The sequence below is a fragment of the Bacillus sp. ChL18 genome (assembly GCF_026241425.1).
In the GTDB taxonomy this organism is placed as follows: Bacteria; Bacillota; Bacilli; order Bacillales; family Bacillaceae; genus Bacillus; species Bacillus velezensis.
The window spans coordinates 679,583-697,213 of sequence record NZ_JAPHWE010000001.1 but is presented as its reverse complement, the minus strand read 5'-3'; the positions used below and the strand labels follow the sequence as shown (position 1 = coordinate 697,213).

The following is a 17,631-nucleotide window of genomic DNA, read 5'->3' as shown; positions in this document are numbered from 1 at the left end:
CACCACTCCTTTTTCACTAGGCCTGATTTTTGGCCAATTCTTTTTGATCGGCCGGCTCTTGAATCCCGGTCCCGCTAAGAACAAATTCGATATCTTTTTTCAGACCGAACCAGTTTTTGTTCGTATGTCCCGCCACAAGCACTTCATGATCACCTGTTTTGATCCAGATCCTTCTGTGCTGCCAGTACATTCCTTGAATGACGCCGATCATAAAGATCGCGCCGCCGACGGCAAGCACCCATAAGGTTAAGTCTTTTCTGACGGTGAGTCCTGTAATGTTTTTCGTTTCCACATGGTCGAATTTTAATTTGTACTTGTTACTTTCGGAACCTTCAACAGTCTGCTGAATCGCAACAAAACTTTTCTCCCCTTTCGGCTTGTCAGGAGCCGTGATTTTAAAGACAAAAGCCGGATTGTTAGGAACCTTCGTTTTCGTGCTCGGTTCTCCGTCCTTGTTAAAATAAAAATCAGGAAGATAACTGGCGATCTGCACTTTGTAACCGTTACCAAGATCATAGTCCGTGTCGGGATCAAGAAGATTGATCTTCAGTTTGCCGAATGACTGTTTTGTTTTTTGGTCGATCAGCTGAAATACCATCTGATCGAGCTGGTTTTCTTTATAGTCCACCTGATACACAGAATAGGAGTCAAAGCGCAGCGGTTCATTGACGCGGATATTGTTTTCTTTGACTCTTTTAAGCTTCGGCTTTTCACCGAATACAATGTCGCCTTCCCTCTTGTACAAAACCGCGTCCGTTGTGAAGGATTTGGCGACTTTGCCGTTTCCGGCTCTGTCAATGGCGTCGGCGAATACTTTTTTCTCAGTGTCTTTGTTATATGTCTGCATCGTGAACCGGTTGTTTTTTAAGTAATACTTGCCGTCAGTGCCGGGGATCTGGGCGGTTTCGCCTTCACGGACCCAGAGCGTTTCATCGACATACATACCGGGTACAAATCTCAGCATGGCTCCGATCAGAAAAATGATCAGGCCGATATGATTGACGTAGGGCCCCCACCTTGAAAAACGGCCTTTTTCCGCCAGAATGCTTCCCTCTTGTTCTCGCACTCTATAATGCTTTTTTTTCAATCGTGTTCTGAGGCTATCAGCCGCATCCCCGCTCAGCTCGGTTTCTGTCCGGCTGTATAGACGCTGCCTCTTCAAAAAGACCGGATTCCGCCGAACTCCTTGATTTTTCAGTGCCCTGTACAAAGGAATCACCCGATCCAGGCTGCAGATGACCAGTGATATGCCAATGGATGCGATCAGGAGCATATACCACCATGAGCCGTACAGGTGATGAAATCCCAGCAGATAATACAGTTGACCGATTATGCCGTACTGCTGTTCATAATATGTATCCGGCTGGGCGCCCGGCGGCAGATAAGCTTCCTGCGGAAAAACCGTGCCGAAAGCAGACGCCGCCAGAGTAATGACGATCAGCCATATTCCGACTTTTACGGAAGAAAAGAAGTTCCATACCTTATCTACGATTGTTTTGTTATATGTTTGCGAACGTCTTGCGCTGCCGTCGTACCGCATATCGGCAAGCGGCGATTTTTGATCATCAAGCGGCTTCCCGCACGACTCGCACAAAACCGTCCCGGCTGGATTCACGTGCCCGCATTCACATTTGACCTTTTTCATGAAGACGCCTCCGGCTTAATTAAATTCATATAGTCATGAACCATGCGTTCTGTCATCGTGCCGGTCACCACTTTCACGACGTTTCCGTCGGGATTGATCAAAAATGTCGTCGGAATAGGTGATACGCCGTACGCGTCCAGCACTTGCCGGTCAGTATCGAGCGCAACCGGGAAATTGACGCCGTATGTTTTCATAAAATTATGTACTGCAATTTTTGATTCGCCGACATTTACCGCAACCACCTCGACACCGAGGTCTTTAAAATGCTTGTATTGATTCTCCATGTAGGGAAATTCCTGCTTGCACGGCTCGCACCACGTTCCCCAGAAATTCAGAAAAACACCTTTTCCTTTTAACTGACTCAGTTCTATGAGTCTGCCCTCTGTATCTTTCAGCGCGAAATTCGGGGCTTTGGACCCCTCAGATATACGCTCTCCGTTTGTGTATACGGCATTATAGATGGTATATCCGAGCGCGCAGAGTAAGATGAGAAGGATGCCGGTCCGAATGAATAAACGCCGCCGTTTTTTGTTCATTGTACACTGCTCCCCTCCCCTGCCTGCAAATCCATTCAATTATATCATCAACACGTTTTGTAATTTTTGAAGGTTATGTGAAAATTAGAAAGCGTTTTTACCGTGTTCAGCTAAAGCCCGCAGCCTTTTCACCTCATGCGGCGACAATTCTCTTGCGTCTCCTGTGCGCAGGCCTCTTAAATCTAAAAATGCGTATTCTTCACGTTTTAGTTTCAGCACGTCATGACCGATCGCCTCGAACATGCGGCGGACCTGTCTGTTCCGGCCTTCATGAATCGTCAGCTGAATGATGCTCGTCTGCTTTCTTTTGTCCAGGGAAAGCATTTTCGCTCTGGCCGGCGCCGTCTTGCCTTCTTCAAGCTGAATGCCGCGCTCAAGCTTTCTCAGAAGTTCCTTGGAAGGAATCCCCTTCACTTTGGCGACGTATGTCTTATCAATTTCGTATTTCGGATGCATGAGTTTGTTGGCAAACTCGCCGTCATTTGTCAGCAATAAAAGTCCGCTCGTATCATAATCAAGCCTGCCGATCGGATAAATGCGCTGCGGCACTTCTTTGAAAAAGTCGGTCACCACTTTCCGCCCTTTGTCGTCATCAGCTGCTGAGATCACTCCTCTCGGTTTATAAAGCAGAAAGTATACGGGTTCTTCCCGCTCCACCTTTAATCCGTTTACTTCAATCTGATCAGAACCGGTCACTTTTACGCCGAGCTCTGTTATTACTTTTCCATTCACCTTTACTTTTCCTTCTTTTATCAGCTCTTCCGCCTTTCTGCGTGATGCCACGCCGGCATGAGCAATAACTTTTTGCAGTCTTTCCATGTCGTTCACCTCAAGTATAATCTTACTTTTTTCCCCTTGAACAAACAAGCTTTTTCAGGGAGAGTTATTCTGATATATAAAAAGCGCCTGATTTCAGGCGCTTCCAAATAATAACGTAACTATGATGATTGATGCAACCACCCCGATCAAATCAGCAAGAAGACCAACCTTTAAAGCATCCCCCATTTTTTTGATGCCGACCGCCCCGAAATACACCGTCAGGACATACAGCGTCGTGTCAGTCGATCCCTGCATGACCGAAGCCAGCCTGCCGATAAATGAATCAGGCCCGTACACGGCGATCAGATCTGTCGTCATGCCGAGCGCCGCCGTCCCCGAAATCGGGCGGATCAGAGCAAGCGGCACGACTTCTGCGGGAATGCCGATCGCTGTAAAGAAAGGCTTGCACAGCCCCATGACAAAATCCAGCGCGCCCGAGGCCCGGAATACGGTAATCGCCACCAGCATCCCGACCAAATACGGAATGATGGAAAACGCAATCTCAATTCCTTCTTTTCCGCCTTCAACGAATGATTCATACGTCGGCACTTTTTTGATCGTGCCGTATATCAATATACCGGCGATAATAATCGGAATCATGGCTAAAGACAGCCAATTCACCATTTCCATTCGCTTACCTCCCTTTTCTTTTGCGGCGGTACCAGAAGTAGCGGTCAATGAAAATCGCGCCGATTCCCGAAATTAAAGTCGCTAAGATGGTCGGCCCGACGATATCGGTCGGTGATTTCGCCGAGTAAGCCATGCGCACGGCAATGACGGTTGTCGGTATCAATGTAATACTCGAAGTATTTACCGCCAAAAAGGTAATCATGGAACGGCTGGCCTCAGACTTACCTCCATTCAGCTTTTTCATCTGCTCCATGGCTTTAATGCCGAGCGGTGTCGCCGCATTTCCCAGTCCGAAAAAGTTTGCCATGAGATTTGATAAGATGTATCCCATCGCCGGATGATCAGGGGGAATATCGGGAAACAGCTTAGAAATAAACGGGCGGCACATTCTGCTGAATATATCCAAAAGGCCGGACTGCTCGGCTATTTTCATCAGGCCGAGCCAGAACACGAGAACGCTCATTAATCCGAACGAGATCGTAACCGCTTCTTTCGCTCCTTTAAAAACGGCTTCATTCACATCCTGCAAGGTACCGTTAAACATCGCAAAGACAAGTCCGATTACCGTCAGACATACCCAGATTAAATTGACCATGACGAACCGCCCGCCGCGCTCATAAACAGGCTCGTAAACGTCTCAATGAAATGCTTTTTCGGTTTTTTATGGCGCTCATTTTCATAATAGACGGGGATCTTGGCGATCACTTTCCCATCATGCATAACAGTCATCCGGCCGACGACATCAGGAATGAGAGAGGCGTCCTTTTTCCAGGCTTTTTTCGGTTTTATTAAGGTTGTGCTGATTTTTACATCGTCGATTTCATCCTCTTTTAACAAATATTTGACATCCCGGGCAATAAAAACGCGCTTTCCGTAAAACGTCTTTTTCAGCTTCGGAATGCCGCCTTTTTTAGCGACGACATAGGTTTTATAGTGATCAAAGACATAATTAAACATATTCATATGGTCATCCCAGTCATCCGGATCATTTATGGTGACCGCGATGAGATCCGTACCGTCTTTTGAGGCCGTCGAGACGAGCGTCCGTTTCGCGATTTTTGTGTAACCCGTTTTTCCGCCTGTGCTGTAACGGTAGAGCCCTGTGAGAAGCTTGTTTTTATTTTTCCATACCCGGTCCATCGTTTCCGCCTTATACACTTTTGTGCCTGAAACGGTCCGGTATTCCTTGATTTTCATCGCGTATTTAGTCAAAAGCGCCATGTCATACGCCGTTGAATATAAATTTTCATGGTCGTCCAGTCCGTGCGGATTTTGAAATTTTGTATTTTCCATCCCGATTTGCTCGGCTTTTTTGTTCATCATAAATACAAAACCGTCAAGGCTTCCGCCGACATATTCCGCTATTGCTGCAGCGGCGTCATTTCCTGATCTCAGCATAAGCCCGTATACGAGATCTTTCAGCTTCACTTTTTGTCCCGGCTGAAGATAAATGGCTGAGCCTTCCGTTTTTACGGCATTCGGGGAAACCGTCACGGTCTCTTCCATCTTCCCTGATTCAATCGCCAGCACCGCCGTCATGATTTTCGTAATGCTTGCAATCCGCCGCTTATGATGTTCATCCTTGGCGAATAACACCCTGCCAGATGCTCCGTCGATTATAATCGCGCTTTTTGCGCTGACATGTATTTGGGCATGTGCCGTATTGCCGTCTGTAATGGAAAAAAGAATAACAAAAGTCAAAAGAAATACGGCAGCTTTTTTGAAAAAGCGCATGAATGCTCACGTCCTTGTTGTGGGTTTGTACAAGTTTATGCGCATGTCCATGACTTATGAATACCAATTGCGTCACTTTCACATAAAAAAACTCTCCCAAAAGGAAGAGTTTTTATCTGACTGATGCCATATTTGAGCCTGATGCTTCATATTGCGCTAATTCTTCCCGCATGCGCAGAAATTCACTGCTGAGCGAAAGCAGAAGGCTCCGCAGCGAGTCCGGCACTTGCTGGTAGAATTCAATCGCGCTTTGGCCTGTATAAGCGGCGCGGCTGTTTTCGTACCATGTATCCTTTTTCGGCATGAAAAACTCTTCCACGCACTGATGATACACTTTATACAGCGTTTTTTCCGCTCTCACCTCATGAAACGGCTCCTGCATTAAAAGCCGCCTGCAGGCTTCCTGGGCGCCTTCGCAAAAGACGGTCATCCTCCTCAGCACACTGAGCACGTCGCGGCAGTATGCCTCATCCGCCTCTCCTTGAGCCCGCATCTCCGGCAATGTTATATGATTTAAATAGCTGCTGACCATCGTGACAACCTCGGCTAAAAATTCACCAGTTTCTTCAGTATGGGCCCTCACAATCGAATTTCCCATTTCCGTCCGTTTCCTTCCTCTCTTGTACGTCGTCATTTGCGTCATTCATCAATGGCCTTTCCCTACTATCGTATGATGAAAAACGATTATTATTTAATATCCTCAAAAGTTTGGTTGAAGTTTTCAAAGAATAAATCGGCTTCCTCCTGGAGAACGTCTTCCTCCGCATTTTCAGGAAGCGGCGGGAGCTCCTCCAATGTTTTTAAGCCGAATTGTTCAAGAAATACCGGTGTCGTGCCGTATAAAATCGCCCGGCCGGGACCGTCGGCGCGGCCCACCTCACACAGCAGCGCTTTTGACACGAGGCTGTGCAGAATCCGTTCAGACTTCACGCCCCGGATATCTTCAATTTCCGCCCGTGTGATCGGCTGCTTGTACGAAACGATCGCCAGCACTTCCAAAGAAGCCTGTGACAGCCCTTTTGACGGCACTTCGATTAGTTTTTTCAAATAAGGCACGAATTCTTTTTTCGTTCCAAGCATATACGTATCCGCATATTCGGTAAGCTCGATGCCTCTGTCGTCTTCCTTGTACTGAGCGGCCACTTCTTCCATGATTCCGGCCAGTTCCGCTTCTTCTATTTCAAGCACCGTCACCAATTGCTTTTTGGTCAGCCCTTCATCACCCGCCGCATACAGCAAGGCTTCCACAATCGCTTTCCAATTCACGATATCAAGCGCCATGAATGGATTCACTCCCCGTAATGTATATATCTGAAAAGTTTTCTTCCTGTTCAATGATAATCTGCTGATTTTTCATCAGTTCCAGGACTGCTAAAAACGTCACGACGAGATGGTCCTTTTGCCGAGAAGGAAAAAGCTCTGTGAAGTTTATTCTTCTCCCCGCCGTTTTTAAGCTTTTTACGATTTCGTTCATTCTGTCTTCAATCGGTATTTCCTGTCTTGTAATGGTCGTTTCTTTCGGCCGCGTGATTTTTTTACGCTGAAGCACCTTTTGAAACGCGCCGATCATGTCATAAACGGTCACCGACAGTTTCTGCTCGGTCTGTTTGATTTCTTTTGCATACTCACTTAAATCACTCGGCGGCTTTGTAAATGACTTTTGTCTTTCTTCTTCCCGCTCTTTTAAATCCTTCGCAGCGGTTTTATACTTTCTATACTCAATCAGCTTTTCAATCAGCTCGTCCCGAGGGTCTTCTTCTTCAAGCATTTCGTCTTCAAACAGCTCTTCCTCTTGTTTCGGAAGCAGCATTCTGCTTTTAATGCTGAGAAGCGTCGCCGCCATGACCAGATATTCACTGGCGACATCAAGTTCAAGCTCTTGCATTGTATGTACATATAATAAATATTGTTCAGTAATGGTTGCCACGGGTATGTCGTATATGTCGATTTCAAGACGGTTAATCAGATGAAGCAGCAGGTCCAATGGGCCTTCAAACGTATCAATTTTCACTTGATATTCTACCATTATCTCACCATTTTCAATATCACTCTCATTGCCGGAAAAACTGGCTACCCTTTAGTATAATCCACCGAAATGCTCTCGTCCAATACTTTTATACACGTCCTCCGTTATTTAGAAAATACTGAAAAAGAAGATATACGCCTATACCTTTAAAGGCGGATGCACATATGATAGCCGTGTAAACTTGAAACAAAGGGAGGCTGATTTCACATGAGCGGAGCTTGTTTCGGCGGAGGTTTTGCATTAATTGTTGTTCTGTTTATTTTGCTCGTTGTCGTAGGAGCATCTTACATCTGCTAGTTCCTCAGGCTTCAGGCACCAAGCCGCTCTTTTTTCCTTTTCATAGCGCTGTGGTACACTGGTTTTAGCATAAAAGGAGGAAGCGGCTTGTATCCTAAAGCTTATATCGGCTTTTTGGCCGAATTTCACGCATCAAGAGATTATTTTGAGTGTCATGAACTGTTAGAGGAATATTGGAAAGAAAGCACGGCTGAAAAGCGGAGCATTCATTGGGTCGGCCTGATTCAGCTTGCCGTCGCTCTGTATCACCAGCGCAGGGGAAATGAAGCCGGGGCGAAACGGCTGATTGCCAACAGCTTACGTATTCTCCGGTCTGAAAAGCAGGCGGTCTGTTCTCTCGGTCTCAGCCATCCGAAGCTGATTGAGCTGATAGAAACGCTGGCAGACGATATAGAAGCGGGCCTGCCTTATAAAAGTGTTATGCTGCCGATTACAGATGAAGCCCTGAAAGAAGCATGTCTTGCCGAATGCCGCCGAAAGGGCTATACATGGGGGCAAGACGGCGTATCAGATACCTTTCTTATTCATAAACACCGCCTGCGGGACAGGACGGATGTCATTAAGGAACGCGAACGGGAAATTGAGAGAAGAAAAAAAAGCAGAGGCTGACGGTCAGCCCTGCTTTTTCTATATCAAAACAGCTCCCGAAACCGTGAAGATTCCGGGAGCATTTGTCAGTTATTATATGAGATATCCTGATCTTTTTGATGTTGACAGCGTTCAAAAAAGCTTTGCGTTAATTCATTCGGAACGAGTGCCTCCGTTTTGAACAGACGTTTTAAGGCGTCCATCATTTGCTTTCCGATTCCTTGATGGCGGTGAGAAGGATTCACGCTGATATGCCGGATTTCAACTTCTGAGTCCTTTTTTTCGACTCCGATCGCTCCGACGATATCTTCATCCTCTTTCCAAAGAAAGAGCTGGCGGCCAGTATCCGTTTCATAGTCCTTTATTGTCTGCTGAAGCTGCTTGAGATCTTTTTCATTCGGCATAAATGACAGAAGACCCATCGCAATCTTTTCAAACGATTTTTTATAACGAATTAACATAAAAACCCCTCTATATCCAAAATGTCCATTCATGTCCTATCAAACGGATACATAAAGGCGATCCGTTTCCTCACATTATATCATTTTCGCCGCTGTTTTAAACGCTTTTCAACAAATTATTCAAATGAACGGTTTAAGTTTGCCATTTCAATGGCAGATACTGCGCAATCCGCTCCCTTATTTCCGGCTTTTGTTCCGGCTCGTTCGATGGCCTGCTCAATGGTTTCAGTCGTCACGATGCCGAAGATAACCGGGACGCCTGTCGCCGTTCCCGCCTGGGCAATGCCTTTTGCCGCTTCATTGCAGACATAGTCATAATGCGTTGTCGCTCCTCTGATAACCGTGCCGAGCGTAATGACGGCATCGTATTTTTTCGTTTCCGCCATTTTCTTTGCCGCAAACGGGATTTCAAACGCTCCCGGCACCCAAGCGACGTCAATGTCGTTTGATTCTACACCGTGGCGAAGCAACGTGTCTTCCGCTCCGCTTAACAGCTTGCTCGTTATAAATTCATTAAATCTGCCGACGACGATTCCGATTTTAAGTCCTGTTCCTACTAGGTTTCCTTGTATGATATTCATATGTTATCCATCCTTTTTTGTGAGATTTGTTTTTAGAAATGAAGCAGATGTCCAAGTTTTTTCATTTTGGTCTGTAAATATTGCTTGTTATGCTCACTCGCGTCCATTTGAAGCGGCACCCGTTCTGAAATGCTGAGACCGTATCCTTCGAGGCCGGCGATTTTCCGGGGGTTATTGGTTAAAAGTTTCATATGCTGAACCCCTAAGTCGCGGAGAATCTGGGCGCCGATGCCGTAGTTGCGCAGATCAGGCAGAAAGCCGAGCGCTTCGTTCGCTTCAACCGTGTCATACCCTTGTTCCTGCAATCGGTACGCCTTCAGCTTATTGATTAAACCGATTCCTCTGCCTTCCTGGCGCAAATACAATAGAACGCCGCGGCCTTCTTCAGCAATTTGCGCAAGCGCGGCATGAAGCTGAGGTCCGCAATCACAGCGAAGGGATGCAAACACATCGCCCGTCAGGCATTCTGAGTGCACTCTGACAAGAACGGGTTCGCTGTTAAACGGGACATCCCCCATGACAAAGGCGAGATGTTCTTTTCCGTCAACCTCGTTTGTATATCCGTAAACCCTAAACGTGCCGAAGTCAGTCGGCAGCGTAATATCAACTTCTCTGTTCACAAGTGTCGTAATGTTGTAACGGTACTCTATTAAGTCTTTTATCGTAATCATTTTCAGCTGGTGGCGTTCGGCGATTTCGGCTAACTCCGGCACTCTGGCCATTGTGCCGTCTTCATTCATAATTTCACAAATGACGCCCGCCCCCTGAAATCCGCAGGCTTTTGCAAGATCAACGGCTGCTTCCGTATGGCCGGCCCGCTTCAGGACGCCTCCTTTTTTTGCGATTAAGGGGAAAATGTGGCCCGGACGCTGAAAATCGTCAGACACAGATTCTTCGTTCAACAGCGCCTGAATGGTAAAGGATCGTTCCTGCGCGCTGATGCCCGTTTTTGTCAGCCTGTGGTCAATACTGACCGTAAACGCGGTCTCATGTGAGTCCGTATTATGATCGACCATCGGGTGAAGATCCAGCCGGCCGGCGATGTCTTCAGACAGCGGCGTGCAGATCAGGCCTCTCCCATGGGTCGCCATAAAATTAACCACTTCCGGCGTGGCATGCTCAGCCAGCGCTACGAAATCTCCTTCGTTTTCTCTGTCTTCATCATCGACAACAATGATGACTTCACCTTTTTTCAGCGCCTCTAACGCCTCTTCTATCGGATGAAACATATCGATCTTCCTTTCTAAAAGCCGTTCTCGCTTAAAAAGGCTTCCGTGATAGTTTGATTGCTTTTCGTTTGTTCTGTTTTGTGAAAAAAGCGGTATAAGTATTTGCCGATCATGTCACACTCAATATTTACGGTCGATCCGACTGTTTTCGTCTGAAAAATCGTTTCTGAGATGGTATGCGGAATGATGGATACCGTTACGCTTTCGTCTGATAAACCGAAAATCGTCAGGCTCACTCCGTCTACCGTAATTGAACCTTTCAATACGAGCGTTTTTGTCAATTCCGGCGAAAGTTTTAAATCGTAATAGACCGCGTTGCTTTTTTTCTCGATCCGCGTAATTTCCGCCGTTCCGTCCACATGCCCTGATACAAAGTGGCCGCCGAACCGTCCGTTGGCGGACATCGCTCTTTCCAGGTTTACTTTACTGCCTTTTGACAAGCCGTTCAGCGAAGTGGCTTTCACTGTTTCCGGCATGACATCAACCGTAAATTGATTGTCAGAAAATCCGGTTACGGTCAGGCAGATGCCGTTTACCGCAATGCTGTCGCCAAGTTTCACATCACTTGTCACTTTTGAAGCGGCGATGGTTAATGCCATGGAAAGGCCTGTCTTTTTGATTGCTTGGATCGTGCCTGTTTCTTCAACGATTCCTGTAAACATCGTCACCATCCTTTCCATCTTTAGGTATGGCCGTCAGTTTTATATCCGGCCCGATTTGGGTGATTTGTGTGAATTGTAAATGGGGGACATCTTTCACTGATTGAAAACCTTCACCGGAGATCAAGCTGGGAGCAAGCGTTCCTCCGATTAATTTAGGGGCGAAATAGAAATGAAGCTCTTGGAAACAGCCTTCCTTGACAAAACTTCCGTGTACGGATGCTCCGCCTTCCACATAAACGGACATTATGCCGTTTTCAGCAAGAATACTGAGCACCTCAGGGACGTGAATGCGGTCTGTTTCCAGCGGAATAACTTTTATTCCGAGTGCGGTCAGCCGGTCTTTCTTTTGCACGTCTGCACCTTTGGCCGTAAATATCCATGTCGGCGCAGCGCCGTCAGTGAGCACATTTGCCGTTTCAGGAATGGTCAGCTTTGTATCGAGAATCACTCTGACCGGCTGCTTCACCGCATCAGGAAGCCTGCAGGTCAGGCTCGGATTATCGGCTTTGACTGTGCCTGCTCCGACAAGAATGCTTTGATGCGATTTCCTGTATTGCTGGGCATCAAGCCTTGCCGCCTCTGATGTAATCCATTTGCTGTCACCGGTTTCAGTCGCTGTTTTCCCGTCAAGGCTCGCGGCCGCTTTCAAGGTGACATACGGAAGTCCGGTCCGCATGAAGTGAAGAAACATTTTATTCAGCTCTTCTGCCTGCTGCCTGAGAAGTCCGGTTTTCACTTCGATGCCCGCTGCTTCCAGCATTCCGATGCCTTTTCCGGCTACAAGCGGATTCGGATCTTTCACCGCGATGAACACCCTTTTTATCCCCGACTTTATTATCAGTTCGGCGCATGGCGGTGTTTTTCCGTAATGGCTGCAAGGCTCCAGCGTCACATACAAATCGGCGCCTTTTGCGTGTCTGCCGGCCATATTAATCGCGTGAACCTCGGCATGCGCTTCTCCGTATTGCAAATGGGCGCCCATTCCGACGATCTGTCCGTTTTTGACGACGACAGCGCCGACAAGAGGATTGGACTGTGTCTGTCCTTCACCGCGTCTGGCAAGTTCTATTGCCGTATTCATATAATATTCTTCCATCGTTATCCCTCCCTTCTTCCACGCAATTTGGCGTCAAAAAAGCCCCGAATGTTTACACAATTCGGGGCTTTGCCAGTTTTAATCCATAGGAAATAAGACTATACAGTAAGTTTATTTTTTGCATAGCTTCTCTCATCCTTCTCCCATCCAGACTTTCACTGTCGGCTTCAGCTTTTCACTGAATCCACCGTATACAGATGCATACGGGTCACGGGCTGTAAAGCGCAAAACGCCTTATTACCGCCGGTCGGGATTTTCACCCAGCCCCGAAGGATACAATCAATATTTTTTTGTCCTTATCCGCTATTATAACATCCTTTGCGGCAGGCGCAATGAATTTGCACCTAATTATTCAGAAAAATAAAAAGCGCCCTTTTCTCATAAAAGGGCGCCTTTATTTATTCGTTCACTTTGACGACCTTCAATAAGCCGTCAATCCGGTTTGATTTGCTGAAATACGCTTTAATCTTATCTCCCTTTTTCACATCGGAGAGATCCTGCTTCAGCTTATCGCCGTTAAAAATAATTTTTGTGCCGTTATCTGCCGTACCGTGGTACTCAGTTCCTTCGATTTTCGTAATTTTATATGTTTTGACTGTATATTCTTCTTTTTCCTGGGACAGGGTTTGTCCGATTGCAGTCGGCACGTCTTTCAGTTCAATATCATTTATGACCATATAACCGCCCGCCAATAACAGCAGCAGTACAAGTAAAATGGCTGCTTTTGTTTTAATTCTTCCCATTTTTTCTACCTCCAGCCCGTATCAATCTATTCATTACTATGTCATATTCCTTTTTTTCATGAATAGAAAACCGTTCTTCCCTGCGTGAGTTATTCATATAACGTTTCATAAAGGGAAGATGTTTCATGTATCTGTAAAACTTTCTATCTATTAAATAGATATACGAATTTATGTTCTGTTTTTGAGGGTGGAAAGATAAATTTATATAAAAAAGCAGTTTTCTTATAAGAAAACTGCCTGTACGGTTTATTTCGTCTTGCGAATTTCGTTAAACGGGAAGAAGACGAATTTTGAAGTACCCGCTATTTGTTTTTTCGTAAAAAGACCGAGGCCGTTGCGGCTGTCCATAGATTCTCTGCGGTTATCACCCATGACGAAATATTTGTCGTCCGGCACCTTCACCGGGCCGAAGTCTTCTGTCAGACGGTCATAGCCGTCTTGCTTCGCCTTGTGCTTGTTTGCCGCTAAATACGGTTCGGACACTTTTTTGCCGTTGATGTACAGCTGATCGTTTTTCATTTGCACCGTGTCGCCTGGGAGTCCGATAATCCGTTTGACATAGTGCTCGTTTTCTCCGTTCAGAACGACGATCTGGCCGCGTTTGAAGTCGCTTATGTATTTGACCGTCATATTGACAAAGATTCTCTCGCGGTCATGCAGCGTCGGATCCATTGATCTTCCATCAACGAGATAAGGGGCAAATAAAAAGTTTCGGATGAGCAGTGCCAGAACGACAGCGATGATAATGGCTTTCGCCCAATCAAGTACGGCGCTTTTTTTAGAAGTTTTTTCTTTTTCTGATTTCAAGTGATTTCCTCCCATTAGCCATGGTCGTTTTTATTTTACCATGAATCCCTGCACAGAGGGCAAATAAGCCCCGCACCTCATCCCATTTTTTTCATTTTATAAGCCGGATCTGCTGATTTTACGGTATTTCACAAAGCTTCCGATCCGCCAAATGCACAAATACACAAAAGCAAGTTCCATCGTTAAAACGGCGAATTCCGCAGCGTCAATGTTTTTGAAATATTGGCTGAGCACGATACGGATCGCAATAATCGCGATAATGACATATTTAAAGTTTTTATTCCGCTTGGAGTAGACAAAGCCGTCTTCCCGGATTTCATAGGCGGTTTGCGACAGCATGATGACGCCGAATACCGCGCCTAACAGTCCGGCGATGGCGAGCTCCCAAAGAGCGGGAAAATGAAACGGCTTTCCCGGGATATTCATGAGCTGGCTGATGCTGAATGTAAAAATGACGGCGATAATTAAAAGCGGGAGAATGATGCCGAAGCCGCCGCCTTTAATCGGCCTGTTCCCCTTTTTCACCCTGAACCAAATAATAAGTGCGAGAATAATAATGACAAATAAAACGGTTGCCAATTGAACCAACGTTTCTACCTCTTTTCATTGTTGTAATCGGTCTTTATCACTATACCAGAGGAACTGCTATCGTTCATATATGTAATTTTTCATGATTTACACATGAGAATTTTCATATACATAAAAAAACCCGCCTGAAAAAGGCGGGTTTTCCGTCATTATCCTTCTACACGGATTTCCTTCATTTTGTCTCCGTTAGACATGTTTTTCGCATGCTCTAAACCGCTTGTCACTTTTCCGAATACAGTATGAACGCCGTTTAAATGCGGCTGCGGCTCATGTACGATGAAGAATTGGCTTGAACCCGTGTCTTTACCGGCATGCGCCATTGATAAAGAACCGGCTTCGTGCTTATGCGGATTGCCTTCTGTTTCACATTTGATCGTTTTTCCGCTTCCGCCCATGCCTGTCCCAGTCGGATCTCCGCCTTGGCTGACAAAGCCCGGAATCACGCGGTGGAAAATAACGCCGTCATAAAAGCCCGTATTCGCCAGGTTTTCAAAGTTAGCGACTGTATTAGGCGCTTCATTCGGATAAAGTTCAAATTCGATTCTGCTGCCGTTTTCCATTTCGATGTAACCAGTTTTCATTCTCATTCCTACTTCCGTATTGTTTTTTGTCAAAGCCTTCTTCAATATGAATTTCAATTGTAAGCCGGCTTTCTTTTTGATATTCTTTTGAAGGAAGAGGCCTCTGCTCTTCTTTTCGCGGCTATTATACCACACCTTCAGCCGGAAAACGAATCTCCCCGCTTCCGCAGAAAGAAAATGAAACCAGAACAGCTTCACAGCCGTCTATGTATCGGAACTGCTTCACGCAGGCCCTCACAAACCGCTTCAAAACGGCATTTGTGAAAAGAAGGAGGTTAACCGCTTTGAAAAAAATGTGGATTGGATTGCTGGCGGCGGCCGTTGTATTGTGCACAATACCGAAAATCAGCCTGGCCGATGCCGCAGTCGGAGATGTCATCGTCACACTGGGGGCGGATCTGTCAAACGAAAACCGTCAGAAAGTGCTTGACGAATTAAATGTCCCTGATAACGCGACAAAAGTGACGGTCACGAATAAAGAAGAACATGAATATCTGGGAAAATATATATCGAATGCCCAAATCGGCACAAGAGCCATCTCTTCATCATCCATCACGGTGGCAAAGAAAGGGTCCGGTCTTGACGTTAAGACCCATAATATCGATTCCATCACGGATGAAATGTACTTAAACGCCCTGATGACAGCAGGAGTGAAAGATGCGAAAGTATACGTGACGGCGCCGTTTGAGGTATCAGGCACCGCAGCATTAACGGGAATCATCAAGGCATATGAAGTCTCATCAGACAAAGCGATTTCAGAAGATGTAAAACAGGTCGCCAACCAAGAGCTTGTTACGACATCAGATCTCGGGGATAAAATCGGGGATAAAAACGCCTCCGCGCTCATCGCAAACATTAAAGATGATTTCGCGAAAAACGGTGTGCCCGATACAAAAGAAGGAATCGAGAAAAAGGTTGATGATGCGGCTTCAAACCTTAACATTACACTGACTGACGCTCAAAAAGACCAGCTCGTTTCATTGTTTAATAAAATGAAAAATGCCAAGATTGATTGGGGCCAAGTCGGCAGCCAGCTCGATAAGGCAAAAGACAAAATCACGAAGTTCATTCAATCCGATGAAGGCAAAAGCTTTGTTCAAAAAGTCATTGATTTCTTCGCTTCGATTTGGAATGCGATCGTGTCTGTATTTACAGGAGACAGCGGATCAAGTTCTAACAGCTGAATGCAAAAAGAGACCGGACGCCATTGTTCCGGTCTCTTTTTTATTTATTGTTTGACCCCCGCCTTAAACGGCAGATCCAGTTTTACAATGTCTTCATAAGTCTCCCTTCTTATGACAAGATGCGCTTCGCCGTCTTCCACAAAAACGACGGCGGGACGCGGAATGCGGTTGTAGTTGTTAGCCATGCTGTATCCGTACGCTCCCGTGCAGAAAACGGCGAGAAGATCGCCTTCTTTCACTTCCGGAAGATCTATATCCCAAATGAGCATATCACCGCTTTCACAGCACTTACCCGCGATGGATACCGTTTTGTCGTGGTGTTCTCCGATTCTGTTTGCCGATACGGCTTCATATTTCGCCTGATACAGCGCAGGACGGATATTATCGCTCATGCCCCCGTCAACCGCTGCATATTTACGGGTGCCGGGCACTTCTTTTTGCGAACCGATGGTATAAAGCGTCGTTCCGGCGTCTCCGACGAGCGAGCGTCCCGGTTCAATCCAGATCTCCGGAATGTCAAAAGCGTGCAGCGCTGCGTTTTCTTTTACCGCTTCGATAATTTTTTCCACATAAACGGCGGGATGAAGGGGTTCATCTTCCTCCGTGTAGCGGATGCCGAAGCCGCCCCCTAAATTCAGCACTTCAGAGACAAAGCCGAATGATTCTCTCCATTCATTCAGTTTTGCGAAGATTTTTTCTGCGGCCAGCACAAAGCCCGCCGTATCAAAAATTTGTGATCCGATGTGGCAGTGAACGCCGAGAAGGCGGATATGGTCTGACTGTAATACTTGTTCAATCGCCTTTTCTATTTGCCCGTTATGCAGATCAAAACCGAATTTGGAATCTTCCTGTCCCGTCGTAATATAATCATGCGTATGCGCCTCTACCCCCGGAGTGATGCGCAGAAGCACATCCATTGTGCGCCCTGATTTGCGGCACAGTTCCGCGAGTAAGGATATTTCATGAAAATTATCAACGACAATGCAGCCGATTTGATGATCGAGTGCCATTTTCAACTCTTCTTCGCTTTTGTTATTGCCGTGAAAATGAATCCTGTCAGCCGGAAAACCAGCCGCAACCGCCGTAAACAGCTCTCCGCCGGATACAACGTCCAATGAGAGCCCCTCCTGCTCAGCGAGCTGTATCATCGCAACAGAAGAAAACGCCTTGCTCGCGTACGCGACCTGCGCCTTTAAATCCGCGTCAATGAATGCCCGTTTAAAGCTTTTAGCGCGCTCACGTATTAAAGCCACATCGTAAACATAAAGAGGCGTGCCGTAATGCTCCGCTAAATACAGCGCGTCCACACCTCCGATTTCCAAATGACCTAGTTTGTTTTGTCTGCTTGTGCCATGTAAGAACAATGCTCATTCCCTCTTTCTGATCCGCATATGGGTGAAAAGGACAGCTTCTTTTGAGCTGTC

Annotated in this window: 22 protein-coding genes and 1 riboswitch; of the genes, 3 read left to right on the top strand and 19 right to left on the bottom strand. The window is 46.4% G+C overall.

What is annotated here, in order from left to right:
- Nucleotides 1-16: 16 nt before the first annotated feature.
- The 9 genes from resB to OQ477_RS03545 form a co-directional block, all read right to left on the bottom strand.
- Nucleotides 17-1,645 carry a cytochrome c biogenesis protein ResB gene (resB, locus tag OQ477_RS03585; RefSeq protein ID WP_003153393.1) on the bottom strand — a complete coding sequence of 543 codons (1,629 nt, stop codon included), beginning with the start codon at nucleotides 1,643-1,645 and terminating at the stop codon, nucleotides 17-19.
- Complete coding sequence (resA, locus tag OQ477_RS03580; protein WP_014418277.1) at nucleotides 1,642-2,181, bottom strand: thiol-disulfide oxidoreductase ResA; 540 nt, start codon at nucleotides 2,179-2,181, stop codon at nucleotides 1,642-1,644. Before resA ends, resB begins: the two co-directional genes overlap by 4 nt.
- Nucleotides 2,182-2,265: 84 nt before the next feature.
- Nucleotides 2,266-3,000 carry a 23S rRNA pseudouridine(2605) synthase RluB gene (rluB, locus tag OQ477_RS03575; RefSeq protein WP_007612296.1) on the bottom strand — a complete coding sequence of 245 codons (735 nt, stop codon included), beginning with the start codon at nucleotides 2,998-3,000 and terminating at the stop codon, nucleotides 2,266-2,268.
- A gap of 93 nt (nucleotides 3,001-3,093) precedes the next feature.
- The gene (gene spmB, locus OQ477_RS03570) at nucleotides 3,094-3,630 is read right to left on the bottom strand and encodes a spore maturation protein SpmB (RefSeq protein WP_015240119.1); all 537 of its coding nucleotides are present in this window, start codon (nucleotides 3,628-3,630) and stop codon (nucleotides 3,094-3,096) included.
- A gap of 4 nt (nucleotides 3,631-3,634) precedes the next feature.
- The gene (locus tag OQ477_RS03565; RefSeq protein ID WP_003153385.1) at nucleotides 3,635-4,225 is read right to left on the bottom strand and encodes a nucleoside recognition domain-containing protein; all 591 of its coding nucleotides are present in this window, start codon (nucleotides 4,223-4,225) and stop codon (nucleotides 3,635-3,637) included.
- The gene (locus tag OQ477_RS03560; RefSeq protein ID WP_265971406.1) at nucleotides 4,213-5,364 is read right to left on the bottom strand and encodes a D-alanyl-D-alanine carboxypeptidase family protein; all 1,152 of its coding nucleotides are present in this window, start codon (nucleotides 5,362-5,364) and stop codon (nucleotides 4,213-4,215) included. Before OQ477_RS03560 ends, OQ477_RS03565 begins: the two co-directional genes overlap by 13 nt.
- A gap of 112 nt (nucleotides 5,365-5,476) precedes the next feature.
- Nucleotides 5,477-5,962 carry a DUF3907 family protein gene (locus OQ477_RS03555; RefSeq protein WP_061582100.1) on the bottom strand — a complete coding sequence of 162 codons (486 nt, stop codon included), beginning with the start codon at nucleotides 5,960-5,962 and terminating at the stop codon, nucleotides 5,477-5,479.
- A gap of 89 nt (nucleotides 5,963-6,051) precedes the next feature.
- Complete coding sequence (scpB, locus tag OQ477_RS03550) at nucleotides 6,052-6,645, bottom strand: SMC-Scp complex subunit ScpB (RefSeq protein WP_007409428.1); 594 nt, start codon at nucleotides 6,643-6,645, stop codon at nucleotides 6,052-6,054.
- Nucleotides 6,635-7,390, bottom strand: a complete 756-nt coding sequence (locus tag OQ477_RS03545) for a segregation/condensation protein A (protein ID WP_007409427.1) — start codon at nucleotides 7,388-7,390, stop codon at nucleotides 6,635-6,637. Before OQ477_RS03545 ends, scpB begins: the two co-directional genes overlap by 11 nt.
- Before the next feature lie 207 nt (nucleotides 7,391-7,597).
- Between OQ477_RS03545 and OQ477_RS03540 the strand changes: the two genes are divergently transcribed.
- Complete coding sequence (locus tag OQ477_RS03540; RefSeq protein ID WP_003153376.1) at nucleotides 7,598-7,687, top strand: YjcZ family sporulation protein; 90 nt, start codon at nucleotides 7,598-7,600, stop codon at nucleotides 7,685-7,687.
- A gap of 87 nt (nucleotides 7,688-7,774) precedes the next feature.
- Nucleotides 7,775-8,296 (top strand): DUF309 domain-containing protein, encoded by a 522-nt coding sequence (locus OQ477_RS03535; RefSeq protein ID WP_265971405.1) that lies wholly within the window; start codon nucleotides 7,775-7,777, stop codon nucleotides 8,294-8,296.
- Nucleotides 8,297-8,361: 65 nt separating this feature from the next.
- Here OQ477_RS03535 and ribT read toward each other — a convergent pair whose 3' ends face one another.
- The 9 genes from ribT to OQ477_RS03490 all read right to left on the bottom strand — a co-directional run bounded on the left by ribT (nucleotide 8,362) and on the right by OQ477_RS03490 (nucleotide 15,023).
- Nucleotides 8,362-8,736, bottom strand: a complete 375-nt coding sequence (ribT, locus tag OQ477_RS03530; RefSeq protein ID WP_003153373.1) for a GNAT family N-acetyltransferase RibT — start codon at nucleotides 8,734-8,736, stop codon at nucleotides 8,362-8,364.
- A gap of 116 nt (nucleotides 8,737-8,852) precedes the next feature.
- Entirely contained in the window at nucleotides 8,853-9,317 is a 465-nt protein-coding gene (gene ribE / locus OQ477_RS03525; protein WP_003153372.1) for a 6,7-dimethyl-8-ribityllumazine synthase, read from the bottom strand.
- 32 nt (nucleotides 9,318-9,349) lie between these two features.
- Nucleotides 9,350-10,546, bottom strand: a complete 1,197-nt coding sequence (locus OQ477_RS03520) for a bifunctional 3,4-dihydroxy-2-butanone-4-phosphate synthase/GTP cyclohydrolase II (RefSeq protein WP_265971404.1) — start codon at nucleotides 10,544-10,546, stop codon at nucleotides 9,350-9,352.
- A gap of 14 nt (nucleotides 10,547-10,560) precedes the next feature.
- Complete coding sequence (gene ribE, locus OQ477_RS03515) at nucleotides 10,561-11,208, bottom strand: riboflavin synthase (RefSeq protein WP_265971403.1); 648 nt, start codon at nucleotides 11,206-11,208, stop codon at nucleotides 10,561-10,563.
- Nucleotides 11,189-12,304, bottom strand: a complete 1,116-nt coding sequence (ribD, locus tag OQ477_RS03510; protein WP_265971402.1) for a bifunctional diaminohydroxyphosphoribosylaminopyrimidine deaminase/5-amino-6-(5-phosphoribosylamino)uracil reductase RibD — start codon at nucleotides 12,302-12,304, stop codon at nucleotides 11,189-11,191. The genes ribE (OQ477_RS03515) and ribD overlap by 20 nt, the downstream gene beginning before the upstream one ends.
- Nucleotides 12,305-12,435: 131 nt before the next feature.
- A riboswitch (FMN riboswitch) is annotated at nucleotides 12,436-12,582 on the bottom strand.
- Between the two features lie 120 nt (nucleotides 12,583-12,702).
- Nucleotides 12,703-13,047, bottom strand: a complete 345-nt coding sequence (locus tag OQ477_RS03505; protein ID WP_265971400.1) for a hypothetical protein — start codon at nucleotides 13,045-13,047, stop codon at nucleotides 12,703-12,705.
- Between the two features lie 246 nt (nucleotides 13,048-13,293).
- Entirely contained in the window at nucleotides 13,294-13,869 is a 576-nt protein-coding gene (gene lepB / locus OQ477_RS03500; RefSeq protein ID WP_032861567.1) for a signal peptidase I, read from the bottom strand.
- Nucleotides 13,870-13,950: 81 nt separating this feature from the next.
- Nucleotides 13,951-14,442 (bottom strand): CcdC protein domain-containing protein, encoded by a 492-nt coding sequence (locus tag OQ477_RS03495; protein ID WP_015240128.1) that lies wholly within the window; start codon nucleotides 14,440-14,442, stop codon nucleotides 13,951-13,953.
- 149 nt (nucleotides 14,443-14,591) lie between these two features.
- On the bottom strand, nucleotides 14,592-15,023 hold the full coding sequence (locus OQ477_RS03490; RefSeq protein WP_003153363.1) for a peptidylprolyl isomerase: 432 nt from the start codon (nucleotides 15,021-15,023) through the stop codon (nucleotides 14,592-14,594).
- Between the two features lie 284 nt (nucleotides 15,024-15,307).
- Between OQ477_RS03490 and OQ477_RS03485 the strand changes: the two genes are divergently transcribed.
- Nucleotides 15,308-16,207 carry a DUF1002 domain-containing protein gene (locus OQ477_RS03485; RefSeq protein ID WP_022553018.1) on the top strand — a complete coding sequence of 300 codons (900 nt, stop codon included), beginning with the start codon at nucleotides 15,308-15,310 and terminating at the stop codon, nucleotides 16,205-16,207.
- Nucleotides 16,208-16,251: 44 nt separating this feature from the next.
- On the opposite strand, the gene lysA is transcribed toward OQ477_RS03485, so the two are convergent.
- Nucleotides 16,252-17,571: a diaminopimelate decarboxylase gene (lysA, locus tag OQ477_RS03480; RefSeq protein WP_265971394.1), complete on the bottom strand. Its 1,320-nt coding sequence runs from the start codon at nucleotides 17,569-17,571 to the stop codon at nucleotides 16,252-16,254.
- Nucleotides 17,572-17,631 lie beyond the last annotated feature (60 nt).